The sequence below is a fragment of the Cellulosimicrobium sp. MI9406 genome, assembly GCF_040595865.1.
In the GTDB taxonomy this organism is placed as follows: domain Bacteria; phylum Actinomycetota; class Actinomycetes; order Actinomycetales; family Cellulomonadaceae; genus Cellulosimicrobium; species Cellulosimicrobium funkei.
On the sequence record NZ_JALIZI010000003.1, the window covers coordinates 62,229 to 77,466 of the forward strand.

4 protein-coding genes are annotated in these 15,238 nt (G+C 72.2%); all 4 read right to left on the reverse strand.

Features of this window, described 5'->3' with window-relative positions:
- Positions 1 to 110: 110 nt before the first annotated feature.
- A complete protein-coding gene (locus tag MT994_RS05960) occupies positions 111 to 5,048 on the reverse strand; it encodes a family 43 glycosylhydrolase (RefSeq protein ID WP_354805522.1) in 4,938 nt (1,645 codons plus the stop codon).
- A gap of 223 nt (positions 5,049 to 5,271) precedes the next feature.
- Complete coding sequence (locus MT994_RS05965) at positions 5,272 to 7,686, reverse strand: family 43 glycosylhydrolase (protein ID WP_354805524.1); 2,415 nt, start codon at positions 7,684 to 7,686, stop codon at positions 5,272 to 5,274.
- A gap of 152 nt (positions 7,687 to 7,838) precedes the next feature.
- Entirely contained in the window at positions 7,839 to 10,736 is a 2,898-nt protein-coding gene (locus MT994_RS05970; RefSeq protein ID WP_354805526.1) for a family 43 glycosylhydrolase, read from the reverse strand.
- Positions 10,737 to 10,892: 156 nt separating this feature from the next.
- Positions 10,893 to 15,071, reverse strand: a complete 4,179-nt coding sequence (locus MT994_RS05975) for a beta-L-arabinofuranosidase domain-containing protein (protein ID WP_354805527.1) — start codon at positions 15,069 to 15,071, stop codon at positions 10,893 to 10,895.
- Between the last annotated feature and the right edge of the window lie 167 nt (positions 15,072 to 15,238).

Genomic DNA, 15,238 nt, shown 5'->3' on the forward strand with positions numbered 1-15,238 from the left:
CGTCGAGATGCAGGTCGTGTCGCGAGGTAGAGCCCCGGTCCCGCGAGGTAGAGGCGTGGTCGTGACCACGCCTCTACCTCGGCTCACCGGGGCTCTACCTCGGGGGATCGTCAGCCGCAGGGGTGGGCGTCGTAGGCGACGTCGTAGGGCGTGGTGACCGGGGTGCCGTCGAGCACGGCCGTGCCGGTGACCGTCGCGGTGCCGGCCGGGACCGACGTCGCCCTCGTCGCGAACGACTGGTAGGCGTTGGCGCCCGGGGCGACGCCCGCGAACGTCCTCGTGCCGTACGCGGTCGTGAGGGTGACGTCGGCGGGCACGTCGCCCGCGTTCGTCGCCCGTACCGCGACGTAGACCTTGCCCGCGAGGCACCGCGGGGTGGCCTCGACGGTCAGCTCGACCCGGGGCGCGGGGGCGACGTCGACCGGGTCCACGCTCTCGAGCGTCGGCACGACCTTCTGGATGAGGCCGTCCTCGCCGAACGTGAGGCGGTCGATCGTCGTCTCGCGGTTCGTCCCGTTGCCACCGGGGATCGCGAACCGGTGGTACGCGATGTACCAGTCGTCGGTGCCCTCGACGTTGAGGATCGAGCTGTGCCCGGTCCCGAGGATGCCCTGCGAGGCGTCCTTCTCGAGGATCACGCCGCGGTACGTCCACGGGCCGTCGATGCTGTCCGACGTCGCGTAGCCGACGCGGTAGCTCTCCGAGCCCGTGTCGTCGATCGAGTACGTGAGGTGGTAGACGCCGTCCCGGTAGTTGAGGAACAGGCCCTCGCGGAAGTCGGTCAGGCCGGGGATGCGCCGCAGCGTGTCCTGCTTGATCGACGTCATGTCGTCGCCCAGCTCCGCCATGACCGGGCCGTTCGACGGCCCGCCGTTGCCCCACAGGAGCCAGTACTTCCCGGTCTCCGGGTCGCGGAACGCGGCCGGGTCGATGGCCTGGCCGGACGTGACCGCCTCGCCGTTCGTGATCATCGCCGTCGGCTGCGCGGTGAACGGTCCCTCGGGGCTGTCGGCCACCGCGACGCCGATCGTCTTGCGGTCGTACGTCGGGTTGTGGCCGGAGAAGTAGAACCAGTACTTCCCGTCCCGCTCGATGATGGTGGGCGCCCACGCGTTGCCGGTCGCCCACGGGACGTTCCCGTTCGCACCGTCGAGCGTGAGGAGCGGCTGCTCCGAGCGCTCCCAGGTCACGAGGTCGGTGGACTTCCAGACGTAGAAGTCCTTGCCGCCCCAGCCCGGGGTGCCGTCGGTCGTGGCGTAGAGGTAGAACGTGTCGCCGAACTGCGCGATGTTCGGGTCGGCGTACGTCCCCGGGAGCACGGGGCTGCCCATCTGCTTCGCATGGACCGTCCACGTGCGCGACGACCCGTCCGGCCCGCTCACCGTGTACTCCACGGGCTGCGTGAGGTCCTGCACCGAGCCGTTCTCGGGCGTGACGGTCGCACGCGGCGAGACCGTGAGGACCGGCGCGAGCGCGGAGACGTCCGTGCCCGGCTCGACGGCGAGCGTCACGGTCGAGCTCGCCCCGTCGACGATCGCGGGGACCTTGAGCGCGTCGAGCTCGGCGCCCGTGACGGCCGTGTGGTCCGCCCCGACCTGGTAGACCTCGTCCGCCGTGAGCGCGCGGTCGTAGATCCGGAAGTCGCGCACCGAGCCCTTGAGGTACCGGTCGCCCGAGTACAGCGAGCGGCCGATGTAGTTGGCGAGCGTCGACCCGTTCCCGATGTCCTTCGGGTCGATGGTGACGCCGGTCTGGCGGCCCACCTCGACGCCGTCCTCGTAGAGCACGGCCGTCGTGCCGGACAGCGTGTACGTGAGGTGCTTCCACACCCCGCGCTGGAGGTTCGCGTTCTTGGTGACGGTCTGCTCGGTGGTCCAGTTCCCCGTCGCGATCGACGTGCGGTACGCGTTGCCCGTGGTGAACAGGTACCCGTTGCCCGCCGTGCCGCTCGTGTTGCCGAGGCCGTAGACGAAGTACGGCGTCGCCTGGTCCGTCGCGACCTTGACGTCGAGCGCGACCGTGACGTCGGTGAGCCCGGCGAGCAGGTGGTCGGGCAGGTCGACGTAGTCGTCCGTCCCGTCGAGCCGGACGCCCTCCCCGGTGCCGGAGAAAGCCGCGCCGTTGGTCAGCGTCGCCGGGCCGAACGACGACCCGGGCGCGGTGTTCGCCGCCGCCGTGCCGCTCGTCTCGTCGAACGCGTACCGCACGACGAGCCCCGGCACGTCGGCCGTCACCTCGACCGCCACGTACGCGGTGCGTGACCCGTCGGCCGTGGTCGCCGTGACGAGCGCGTGGCCCTCGCCGACACCGGTGACGACGCCGTCGGCCGAGACCGTGGCGACGTCCGCGTCGTCCGACGCCCACGTGATCGCGCGCGCCGTCGCGTTCGCGGGCGTGACGGTCGCGGTGAGCTGCCGCGTGCCGCCGACGCCCACCTCGAGCGACTCGGGGGTGACGCTGAGGCCCTCGACGGGGACGACGTCGTCGGTCACGGTGACGACCGCGCGGGCGCGGACGCTCACCCCGCCGCCGAGCGTGCCGGCGACCTCGAACGAGCCCGCCTGCGCGTACGACGCCGGGTCGACCGCGTCCCACGTGACGTCCGCCGAGCCCGTGGAGCCGTCGGCGAAGCGCGCCGTGACGCTCGCGGGCAGCACCGGCGCGGAGCCGGTCTGGACGGTCACGGCGACGTCCTCGACGGACTCGACGAACGCGTCGGGCTGGTACGTCCGCAGCAGGCGGTCGTACTCGGCCTGCGTCACGGGGAGCACCGTGCCGTGGCGCGGGCGCGACGGCATCTCGTAGTCGGAGGACATGGTCCACTCGGCCGCGTCGAGCGAGGTCGACTCGAACGGCACGTAGCCGCGGCCGCCGAACTCGTCGATGAAGAGGTACCACTTCTCCTCGGTGTTCGACTTGAAGATCGTCGGGCCCTCGCCCTGGTTGATCCCGCCGCCGAGCGAGTTCGCCTTGCCGATGCAGTCGGTGATGAAGTCGTAGTCCGTCGAGCGCAGCTCGGCCGCCTTCTCCGCGAGGATGAACTTGGAGCACGGCGTGGACGACGTGTTGTTCCGCTCGTCCTTGGTGAACCGGTAGTACTGGCCGTCGTGCTGCGTCACGGTCGAGTCGATGACCGAGTAGCCCGGGTCGACCCACACCTGCGCCTCGCTGAACGTCACGAAGTCGCGCGTCGTGGCGTACATCATCCGGTTGTAGGTGTTGCCGGTGTGGTCCGGGTCGTCCTCCGCGTAGAGCTTCGAGGCCCAGAACACGACGTACGCGCCGATCGTCTCGTCGTAGTACGCCTCCGGCGCCCACGTGTTGCCCGCGGTGTCGGGCGAGACCTGCACGAGGCGCTGGTCGGTCCAGTTCACGAGGTCCGTGGACTCCCACACCATGATCGACTTCGAGCCCGTGCGCTGGGACGCGTCCCAGTTCCCGTTGCCGTAGATCTTGAGGTCGGTGGCGATCTGGTAGAACTTGTCGCCCTCGGGCGAGCGGATGATGAACGGGTCCCGCAGGCCCTTCTCCCCCAGCTCCGACGTGAGGACGGGCTGGTTGTCGTTGAGGTTCTGGTACTTCAGCGGGTCGTTGCCCTGGCTGAGCCCGAAGTAGACCTGCTCGCCCGTGGCGGTGCCCTCGCCCACGAAGTAGGAGAACAGGTAGCCCGCGAGGTCCTCCTGCTCGGGCAGCGGCGGGACGTGCGCCGCGAGCTCGCGCGTCGCGGTGGCCGCGCCGACCGTCACCGTCGCGGTGAGGGCCACGGTCTCGGCGTCCTCGCCGTGCGCCGGGCGCGTCACCTCGCCCGTCGGGGTGATCGTGCCCGACGACGACTCCCACGTCACGCTCGCGCCGTGCAGCCCCGTGGTGGGCAGCGTGAGGTTGCCGCGCACGTCGTCGAGGTTCGTCACCTCGAGCGCGGCGGCCGCGGCGTCGGCCTTCGCCTGGTCGCCGTCGCCCGGCAGGACCGTGACGTCGAACGTGCGGGTCGCGGTCGCGCCGCGGAGCGTCACCGTGGCGGTGAGCGTCGCGGTCGCGGGCTCGTCGCCCGCGGGGCGCGTCACCGCGCCGCTCGCGGAGACGACGCCCGCGTCGGAGCTCGACCACGCGACGGCGGAGCCACCGACGCCCTTCGCCGGGAGCGCGAGATCCGTGGCGACGGCGCTCGTGTCGCCCAGGTCGAGCGCGGCGGCGTCGGCCGCGACGGCGTCCTGCGCGGCGTCCGACGCGAGGTCGGCGACCTCCTGCGCGGTGAGCGCGCGGTCGTAGAGCCGGAAGTCCTTCATGCGCCCCTTGAAGAGGTTGTCGGCCGCGTAGGCCGACTTCCCGAGCGCGTTCGCGGTCGTGGTGCCGCCGCCGATCGCGCCGGGCGTGATCGTCACCGCGGTGTTCTGCCCGACCTGGGTGCCGTCCTCGTACAGCCGCGCCGTGCCGCCCGCGAGCGTGTAAGTGACGGTCTTCCACACGCCGCGCTGGAGGGCGCCCGCGGGGGTCTTGGCCGTGTTCTGCTCGCGGCCCCACGCGAGGTCGGAGATCGTCGCGCGGTAGTTCGCGTTGCCCGTCGAGAACAGGTAGCCGTTCCCGGACTGCGGGGTCCCGACCGCCGGGTTGCCCAAGGTGTAGAAGAAGTAGTTGCCGCTCAGCGACGTGTCGACCCACACGTCCGCGCTCACCGTCACGGCGTCGTAGCCGGCCAGGAGGTCGTCGGGCAGGTCCACGTGGTTCGCGCCGCCGAACGTGAGCCCCTGTCCCGCGCGCCACCCGCCGCCCGAGCCGACGAGCGCGGCGTCGAGGCCGTGACCCGACGCGTCGTGCGCGACGGCGCCCTCGGTCTCGTCGAGCGGGAGCCAGAGCCGCAGACCGTCCGTGGTCGGCTCGGCCGCGGCGGGGGCCGGTGCGGGCGCCGCGGGCATCGGGCCGGCGGCCGCCGCGCCCACGGGCGCGAGCGGGGCGACGAGCGCGAGGCCGAGCAGCGCCGCGAGCGAGCGGCGTCGGCGTCGGGCGCGGGGCTCCGCGGGCGTCGGGGGTGGTTCGTGGCGTGAGGTCATCGGTGACTCCTCGTCGTCGTGCCCGGCGTCGGCGCCGGTCGCGGGTCCGCCGTCGGACGCGCGTGTGAACGCTAACATGTGAACGCAAACATGCCTAGGGACCCCGGGACCGACAACGATGTCGAAAAGCGCGTGAGGACTCCCGCGCGCACCCGGACGCCGACGGCGGCCCGCACCCCGGGTGGGGTGCGGGCCGCCGTCGGGCAGTGTTGGTCGTCCGGTGTCAGCCGCAGGACAGGTCGCCGTAGGCGGCCTCGTGCGCGGTCTCGACCGTGACGCCGTCGAGCACCGCGGTGCCCGTGGCGGTCGCGACCCCGGCCGCGAGCGACGCGGACCGTGCGGCGAACGACTGGTACGCGTTCGCCCCCGGTGCCACGTCACGCACGACCCGCGTGCCGAACGGGGTGACGAGCTCGACGTCGGCCGCGACGTCGGCGAGGTTGGTCGCGCGCACCGCCACGTAGGCCTTGCCCGCGAGGCAGCGTGCGGACGCGGTCACGTCGAGCTCGACGGCCGGGCCGGCGGCGTCGGCCGCGAACTCCCACGTGTCCACCTCGACGAGGTCGACGCCCGCGGGGCCGGCGAACGTGAAGTACACGTCGTGGACGCCGCTCACGCCCTCCAGGGCGGCGGTCACGTCCGCCCACTCGCCCACGGGGGTGTCGAGGTCGAGCGTGCCGACGACCGCACCCTCGCGGTCGTCGAGGCGCACCTCGACGGTGGCGCCCTCGACGAGCGGCTTCACGCGCGCCGTGACGCTCGCGGCACCGTCGCCGAAGTCGACCGACGACAGCGCCGACCAGTCGCCGGCGTCGACGTCGCGGACGACGAGGTTCGGCGCCTGGTCGCCGAACTGCGCCGAGCCGCCGTCGACCTTCGCGGTCGTGAGGCCCTGCTGCCACGCGAACGTCTCCGCCTCGAGCACCTGGAACGGGTCGAGGTCCTTGACCTGGTCCACGCCCGCGTAGTCGCCGACGACCTGCTGGACCGTGCCGTCCGCGTTGAACGTCAGCTCCTGGATGTGCGGGCTGCGGTAGCCCTGCGTGGTGCTGCCGTTGATGCGCTTGTTGAGCGTGGGCGCGTGGTACGTGAAGTAGTACTTGCCGTCCAGCTCGAACACCGACTGGTGGTTGTTGCCGCCGGTGCCCGCGCCGAAGAACTGCGACTGGTTCGGGAACATCACGCCGGCGTACGTCTCCTTGGGGAACGACATCGGGTCGTCGGAGATCATGTAGCCGATCTGCCCGCCGCCCGGGTACCCCGGGAGCGTGGCCTGGTTGCCGCCGAAGTCGTTGCCGCCGAAGTGCGACGAGTACGACAGGTAGTACTTCCCGTCGCGCTCGAAGACCTGCGCCGCCTCGAACGCCACGGGCGCGTCCACGACGGCCGCCGTGCCCTGCGTGGAGACCATGTCGTCGCCGAGCTCGATGACGCGGATGTTCTTCGGGTTGTTGAACCGCTCCGCCGCGGGCATCGACGTCGACGCGGGGCCGCCGCCGAAGTAGAGGTACGCGCCGTCGTCGGTGACGAGCGGCGCCGGGTCGAACTTCCAGGCCACGGCCTCGGCGCCCGGGGTGCGCCCGTCGATGAGCGTGCTGTCGCGCTCGCTCGTCCACGGCCCGAGCGGCGAGGCGCCCGTGATGACGTTCGACGACCCGCCGCCGTTGGCGTAGTAGAGGAAGTACTTGTCGACGCCGTCGACCGTCTTCTTCGCCATGCCCGGCGCCCACGAGTTGTTGGTGAAGGGCGCGACGCCCTGCGGCCCCGCGACCTGGATCTCGCCGTGGTCCGTCCAGTTCACCAGGTCCTCGGACGAGATGAGCGTGATCTGGTTGATGCTGCCGTAGTTGATCTGCGGCGAGACGCCCGTCACCGGGTCGGGCGCGTAGCCCTGGGTGTCGTTCGTCATGTACATGTACACGCGCCCGTCCTCGACGAACCCGAACCCGTCGGCCCCGAACTTGTGGGAGATGAGCGGGTTGTGCTCGCCGGGAAGCTTGCCGAGCACCTCGATCGTCTTCGACGGCGGTCCGGGCGGGGCCGCGCCGACGACGGAGACGTCGTCGAGCACGAAGTCCATGAGGTGCGTCGCCGGGTCGGCGGACGGGTTGCTCGTCCACGGCGTCTCGAAGAACAGCCGCGCGGTGCCGACGTTCTGGTCGGCCGGGATCGTGAACCGGCCGTCGAGCGTCGCCCACTGGCCCTTGGTCGCGGTGACGCTCACCAGGTTCGTGTACGACCCGCCGCCGTAGTGCATCGTCGCGAAGAACTGCTTGGTGGCCGGCGCCGCGGCGGCGTCGTAGCGGATCTTCGCGGTGAGCTCGTACGTCTCGCCCGCGCGGACCTTGCCGCTGAGGTCCTGCATCGGACCGGAGCCGGTCGTCGCGCGCTCGGTGGTCAGGGCCGCGGCCTCGCCCGCGAACGCCTGGTCGGTGGTCGACAGCACGGCCTTGTCGGTCGCGTTGCCGTTGTTGACGAACCAGCCGGTCGTGCCGTCCTCGAAGCCGCCGTTGACGACCAGCTCCTCGTCCGCGGCGTACGACGGCAGCGCGGCGAGCGACGCGGAGAGCAGCGTCACGAGCGCGGCCCCGGCGACGGCGCCGCGCAGGCGACGTCGTCTGCGGTGGTGCGTGTCCATGGATCCTCCTCGATCGATGTGGGTGTCCTGCGCGTCCGCGCGCCTCGCGCGGACGGTCGTGCCCGACGGCGGTCCCCCGCCGTCGTCCTGCGTCCTCCCTCCTCTCGCGCCGACCGGGCGCGGCCTGCGCGGCCCGCCGGGTCGGGCGCGGGTCAGCGACCGAACGGCACGGTGCGGGTCGTCGTCGCGGCGTCGGTCGAGCGCGTGACGGTGACGGTGACCTCGCCGGCCGGCGCCGGCGACCGTCGCGTCGGGAACGCCTGGTAGGCGCTCGCCCCCGGTCGGACGTCGGCGAGCGTGCGGCTGCCGTACGGCGTGGTGACCACCACGTCCACCGGGACGTCCTCCTCGTTCACGACGCGCACGGCGACGTAGTCGGTGCCGGCGAGCGCGCGCACGCTCGCCTCCGCCGCGAACGCGACGTCCGGGGACGTCGTCGGCTCCAGCGACGCGACGGCGAGCGCGAGCGCCCGGGCGGGAGCGTCGGCCTGGTTCTGCGTCGACGGCGCGGTCGTCGACCGCGCCCAGGCGAGGGCCTGCTCGACGGCGGCCCACGACTCGGCCGTGTGGTCCGCCGGGTCGAGCCCTTCCGCCTCGGCGACGACGGCGTCGAACGCCGTCCGGTCGGCGCCGCCGTCGGCGTCGAGCACGTCGCTGAGGAGGAAGTGGTCGAAGTCCACGTGCCCGCCGGTCCGCTCCTTGGCGTAGGAGAAGAGGCCGAACCGGTAGCCCATGAAGTGGGACAGGCTCCAGTCCATGACGAGCGGCCCCTGGCGCGGCCCGAGCGGCTGCCACGTGCGCCCGTCGAGGCTGTAGGAGTACTGCACCCAGAGCTGGCCGCCCGGCGAGGCGAAGTCCGCGTCCGCCTTGAGGTGCACGTCCGTGCGCTCCCCGAGCGAGACCTGCGACCCGGGGACGAACGACTCGACCGCCTCGCGGTCGATCGTGTCGGTGAACGGCTGGAGCCGCGTGACGAGGCCGAGCGTGCGCTCGCCGTCGACCTGCTGGACCCCTGCGTACGCGAAGCTGCGGCCGTAGACGGCCAGGCCGGCGACGTCGCCGTCGAGCATCCCCGACACGTCGACGCGGGTCTCCGCGGAGGCCGTCGGCCCGAAGGTGCGCTGACCGAGCGTGTTGCGCGCCTCCTCGAGGTAGGTGAGGTCGCGCCCGGGCGCCTTGGTGTACTCCGCCTCGCCGCTCACGACGTGCCCGTTGGTCAGGCGCAGCCAGCCCTCGCGCTCGGTGAGGGACCAGTACCGGTTGTCCGGCGCGTGGTTCCACTGCCAGGCGAGGTCGAGGTCCGAGCCGTTGTACGACACCTCCTCGAGCGTGGGCGTCTCGACGGCCGGCGCGCGGCCGACCACGGACACGTCGTCGAGCAGGTACTCGACGCTCGACGACGGCGGCTGCGGGTTGCCCCACGGCGTCTCGACCGCGAGCTTGAAGGTCCGGACGTCCGCGTCCTGCGGGACGGTGTAGGTGCCCCGCACGGTCGTCCACTCCCCCGGCGTGGCGTTCGCCCACGCGAGCGTGGTGACGCCCGCGCCCCAGTCCCCGACGAGGTTGAAGCGGACCTGCGCCGGCCCGGAGGCGTAGCGGACCCGGGCCGAGACCTCGTACGTCACGCCCGCCTGGATCTTCCCGCCGAGCTGCTGGTTCGGCCCGGAGCCGTTGAGCGTCCGGCCCGCGACGCGCAGCGCGCCCGTGCCCGACGCCGCGCCGCTCGTCTCGCGCGACAGCGTCGCCCCGAACTGCGCGGCCCACGGCGCGGTCCCGGCGTCCTCGAACCCGGGGTTGGCGACGAGCTCGACGCCGAGCAGGGACTCGTCGTACGTGGGCGCGTCGGGGACCACCCAGACGGTGTCGCTGAACGCGCGGTGCTCGGCGTCGTTCGCGAAGTCGTCGGAGGCGACGATGCTCTTCAGCCGCTCCCGGCGCTCCGTCGCCGGGTCCAGCTCGATCGGCTTGGCGAACGTGTCGCCGACGCGGACGACGCCGTCGTCGCCGAACGTGGGCCAGCCGTCCTCCCACGTCGCGGGGATGAGCGCGGGGATGCGGCCGAGAGGGTAGGTGTCGCGGAAGAACATGCCCCACCACTCGTAGCCGCCCGCGCCGTCGGGCACCTCGACCAGCCCGCCCTGCGCGAAGCCGTCCGAGTTCAGCGCGCTGCGCGCCTCGTACGGGTTCGACCCGTCGGTGGTCTCGTAGCGGCCCAGCAGGTGCGGGGAGCGGAACAGCACCTCCTGCCGGTTCTGGCCGCTGGGCCACGTGATGATCGCGACGTAGTACTCGCCGTCGATGTAGTGCACCTGCGCGCCCTCGAACAGCCCGCCGACGAACGGCTCGCCCGCGTAGTCCGCGGCACGGAAGATGTTCGGGAAGTCCGCCTCGATCGCGGTGAGGTCGTCGTTCAGCCGGACGGCGCTCGTCGCGCCCGAGCCGTAGAAGATGTAGGGCGTCCCCCCGTCGGCCTCGTCGAAGAACAGCGACGGGTCGTGGAACCCCCGGCCGAGCGCGGTGCGCTCCCACGCGCCGTGCTCGACGTCGTCCGTGCGGAAGAGGTACGACCCCCCGAGGTCGTTGGTGTTGAACACCACGTAGAACGTGCCGTCGCGGTAGCGCAGCGAGGACGCCCACTGCCCGTTGCCGTAGCCGTTCTTCCCGTTGCGCAGCGACGACACGTCGCCGACGCCGAGCCGGTCGTAGACGTAGCCCACGATCTCCCAGCTCACGAGGTCGTACGACTTCATGATCGGGGCGCCGGGCGCGAGGTGCATCGTCGTGCTGATCATGTAGTACAGGTCGCGGCCCTCGTCGTTCTCGGCCGCGGGGACGCGCGTGACGCTGATGTCGGGGACGTCGCTGCGCAGGAGCGGGACGTCGTACGTCCCGTCGCCGCGGTCCGTCGTGGTCAGCCCGGTGAGGGCGGTCGCCGCCGGGGGCTCGTCGTCGGCCGTCGCGGTGGCGTGCGCCGCGGGCAGGCCGGCCCCGAGCGCCAGCACCCCCGCCACGATCGTCGCTGCAGCTCGTCGTCTCCGGTGCCTGCTCATGTCGTTCCTCCTCGTCGAGGTCCTGCTGCTGTCGTGGGTTCATGCCGGGGATATCGATGTCGGTACCGATATCGACTGACGCCGCGTCGCCGTGGTGCGGCGTCCTCGCGGCCCGTCGGACCGACCGCGAGGACGCCGGTGCGGCGCGCGGGTCGCTCAGCCGCAGGTGCGCGGCTCGATGTCGACGTCGTGGGTCGTGGTGACCGGGGCGCCGTCGAGCACCGCCGTCGCGGTGACCGTCGCGGTGCCGGCGGGGACCGCCGTCGCGCGGGACGCGAACGACTGGTACGCGTTCGCGCCCGGGGCGACGCCCGTGGACGACCTCTCCCCGTACGGCGTCGCCAGGGTGACGTCCACCGGCGTGGCGCCCGTGTTCGTCGCCCGGACCGCCACGTAGGCCCTGCCGGCGAGGCAGCGCGACGAGACCTCGACGTCGAGCGGGACGACGGCCGTCGCCCCCGCCACGATCTCGACCCGGTAGGTCGTGGCGGTCTCGTGGTCCTGCGCGACGCCGACGACCTCCACGGTCCGGGCGCTCCCGTCCGCCGGGAGCGGCACGACGCGACCCTGCGTGTCGTCGATCAGCACGCCGTCGACGCGGACCAGGCCGCTCGGCACGTGCGGGTCGGCGTCGAGCACGACGCCCGTCGTGCCCGCGGGGACGGTGAGGGTGTAGTCCGTCACCGCCGGGTCGAACGCAGGGGCGAGCGACCCGGTGTCGAACGCGAGCGCCGCGAGCCCGGGCGTCGCGTCGTACGACGCCGCGCGGTCGACCCGGACGCCGAACACGCCTCCGGCCCAGCCGCCCGTCGCCTGGAAGCGGACGGTGACCACGGGGATGCGCTCGCCGTCCTCGTCGAGCACGTACTCCCCCGCGCTGTCGACCTTCCAGCGCGTGCCCTCGCCGATCTCGAGGTACTTCGCCGGGAGCTGCGTCGTGTCGACGTAGAACCCCTGCTCGTCCTTGGTCGGGGCGTTCGCGACCGTGGTGATCGTCTTCAGCTTCTCGTCGTTCACGTACAGGTCGAACACGCGGCCCTGGTCGCCCGAGTAGAGCGTGACGCCCAGGTGGTTCGACGCCGAGGCCGGGTCGACCATGAGGTCGTAGCTGAACCAGCCCGTGCCGTTCGCGTGGCGGAACTGACGGCCGGAGAACGTCCCGACCGACGACCCGCTCTGCTGGAGGTTCTTCGCGTTCTCGAAGTTGTTGTTGTCGAAGCTCGTCAGGCTGTCGACGGTGCGGTCGGCGTCGCGCAGCTCCTGCTTGGCGCGCAGGATGCGATCCTGCGACGCGGCCGAGTCCGGCTCGTCGAGGTGGAGGTAGAGCCCGTACGTCACGTCCCAGTTGGTGTGGTGGGGCGTGAAGACGAGGTCGCCGCCGTCGGCGGTGTTCCGCAGCTCGAGCTGGACCCGACCCTCGGCGTCGTCCTCGACGCGGACGAGGTTCTCCGCGATCCGCTCCTTCCACTCGTCGGCGCCCATGTTCGCGGCCGTGATCGCCGTCTGGGCGTCGGCGTCGCGCGTGGACGAGCGGACGAGGATGCCCGTGCCCTGCCACGCCGGCTCGGGGACCTCGCCGAGGTTCGCGGAGAGGACGACCGGCCCGTACCGGAAGGCCACGAAGTACGGGTTGTCCGGGGTGTCGACGACGGACGCCGCCATCGGCATCGTGTACCGGACCACGTCGCCCGCGGCGACGGGCAGCACGACGTACCCGCGCGACACGTGCGGCTCGACGGCGGCGCCGTTCACCTCGACCGCGGGCTCGCCCGCGATCCACGACGGCACGCGCAGGCGCAGCGTCGCGTCCTCGGCGACCGCACCGCCGTCGAGCGCGTCGACGCGGAAGGTCACGGTGTCCTCGTTCGGCAGGTTCGCGTCCTGCGTGAGCCGCAGGTTCTGCTCCGCGTGCTCGACCGTCGAGGAGAAGAACATGTTGACCCACACCGAGCCCTGGCCGGTGAAGTAGATCGAGTCGCCGAGCTTGGAGAAGCTCTCCATGCCCGTCCCGGTGCAGCACCAGAACTCGGTGAACGGCAGGTTGTAGACGCGGTGGTAGCCCGACGCCATGGGGTTGAAGTACGTCGTCGTCCCGGTCTCCGGGTTCTGCGACGCGAGGATCGTGTTGATGAACGCGTTCTCGTAGTAGTCCGCGTACCGCACGTCCTTGCTCAGCGTGAAGAGCTCGCGCGCGAGCTTGAGCATGTTGTACTCGTTGCACGTCTCGGCCGTCTCGGCGTTGCGCGCGGTGCCCTGCTCGTCCGCGCGCTCGTGCAGCGACCCGGGCGCGTGGAAGTGCTCCGCCTGGCTGTTCGCGCCGGTGACGTAGGTGTGGTCGCGCACCACGATGTCGAAGAAGTTCTCCGCCGCCGCGAGGTACATCGGCAGCTCGTCCCTCTCGGCGGGCGTGAGCAGGTCGTAGTAGGCGGGGTTCTGCGTGAACACCTGGTAGCGCTTGAGCGCGCCGAGCAGCTTGGGGATCTGCGTGTTGGCGTGCTTGCCCGGCAGCACGTCCTGGCCCGCGGCGAGCTGACGGAAGAACGTCACCTCGTCGAACGCCTCGGCCGCCTCCTTGATCCGGACGTCGCCCGTGAGGTCGAACAGCTCGTACAGCGCCTCGTTCATGCCGCCGTACTCGGTGCGGAGCATGACGTCGGTGCTCGGCAGCTTCGCCACGCGCCCCTGGACGTAGAGCCCGAAGTCGGTCGCGACGGCGAGCGCCTGGTCGCCGACCCGGCCGTCGACGTGCTCGGCGACGTCGAGCAGCCCGGCGAGCACCTTGTGCAGGTTGTACCAGGGCACGATGACGTTCTCGTCCGACGTCCCGGTGCCCTGCACCTGGTCGAGGATCGACTCGCGGAACGCGGAGACGTACCCGGCCGAGCCGGGGTGCGCGGCGGCGTACGCGTCCTGCACGCGCGCGAGCCCGCCCACACCCTCCTCGATCTCGGTGAACAGCGCGTCCTTCGTCGCCTCGTCCTGCGTCGAGGACCACGACATCGCGAGCGCCGAGAGGTAGTGGCCGAACGCGTGGCCGCGGAAGTTCACGGCGTTGCTGCGCTCCCAGCCGCCGTACCCGGCGGCCGTGGTCGGGGTCAGCCCGCCGACCTTGTAGAACTCGTAGAGGAACGTCTCGGAGTCCAGGCTCAGCAGGTACTCGTGCTCCTTCGCGGCAGCGTTCTGGAGGAAGTCGTCGGAGAGCAGCACCGACGGCAGCGCGGTCTCCTCGAGCGGCGTCTCGTCGACGAGCGCGGGCACGACGACCTCGAGGTCGCGCGTCACCGGCTCGCCGTCGAGGTAGCGCACCGTCGCGGTCAGCGTGACGTGCGCGTCGTCCTCCCCGATCGCGGGCCGGACCACGGTCCCGTCGGTCGCGACGACCTCGGGATGCGACGACCGCCACGTCACGGTCGACCCGCGCGAGCCGGTCGCCGGGAGCACGAGCGCGACCGTCGCGCGCTCCGGCAGGGACAGCGCGTCGGCGTCGTCCTGCGCGATCGCGTCGCGGTCCACCGTGCGCCCGCTCTCCTCGTACAGCCCGACGACGTCGCCCAGGTCCGCCACCGCGTCGTACAGGCGGTAGTCGTCCAGCGCGGCCTTGAGGTAGGCGCCGTTGTACTGGGGCCCGTTGAACCCGATCGTCTTCGGCAGCGCCGGGTCGGAGCCCAGGACCCCCGTCGCGTCGCCGGCGACCGCGCCGGCCACCGTCGACGGGACCTGCTCGCCGTTGCGGTAGAACGCGACGGCCGTCGTCGCGTGGTCGTACGTGACGACGACGTGCGTCCACTCGTCCGCGGGGAAGAACGCCGCGCGGTCGGAGCTCGCGACCCGCACCTTGTACGGCTGGCCCGACGCCGGCCCCACCGACAGCGCGAGCGGCACCGTGTCCGACTCGGACGACAGGTACCAGCCGTCGGAGTTGTAGGCCCGCTTGTTCCACGTGATGACGTGCTCCCCGGACAGCTTCCCGCTGGGCTCCACCCAGAACGAGAGGGTCAGGTCCTCGGGCTGGAGCGCCGTCGACGACCCGAGGTCGAGGTACGTGCTGCCGCTCAGGCGCAGGGCCTGCCCCGCCCCGTCGACGCCGTCGACGTAGGAGAAGCCGGTCGGCGCGGAGCCCGTGTGGCCGCGCAGGGCCACGGGGTGCGCGAGGGGGCTCGCGTCGGCGACGTCGCCGTCGAACGCGAGGTCGAGGACGGGCGCGGGCAGGGCGTCGGCCGCGACGGCGGACGGTGCCCACGCGGTCACGGCGAGCGCGGCGGCGGCCGCCACGGCCGCCAGCCGGGCCACGCCGCCGGGTCGACGGCGGACGCCGTCGGTCGGTCGGGGGTGCATCGGTGCTCCTCTGGTCGGCGCGGGCGTCGTCGCCCGCGCGTCGAGACGTGCGGTGTCGTGCGGTGTCGTGCGGTGGCGGCCCGCGCGGGGAGCGCGGGCCGCGCCCTCGTGGCCCGCCGGACCGGCCACGAGGGAAGCGTGCTCTCGCGAGGTAGAGCCAGCGGTCG

Coding starts and splice junctions, on each gene's coding strand:
- MT994_RS05960 (WP_354805522.1), bottom strand. CDS start 5,048: ATGACCTCACGCCACGAACCACCCCCGACGCCCGCGGAGCCCCGCGCC.
- MT994_RS05965 (WP_354805524.1), bottom strand. CDS start 7,686: ATGGACACGCACCACCGCAGACGACGTCGCCTGCGCGGCGCCGTCGCC.
- MT994_RS05970 (WP_354805526.1), bottom strand. CDS start 10,736: ATGAGCAGGCACCGGAGACGACGAGCTGCAGCGACGATCGTGGCGGGG.
- MT994_RS05975 (WP_354805527.1), bottom strand. CDS start 15,071: ATGCACCCCCGACCGACCGACGGCGTCCGCCGTCGACCCGGCGGCGTG.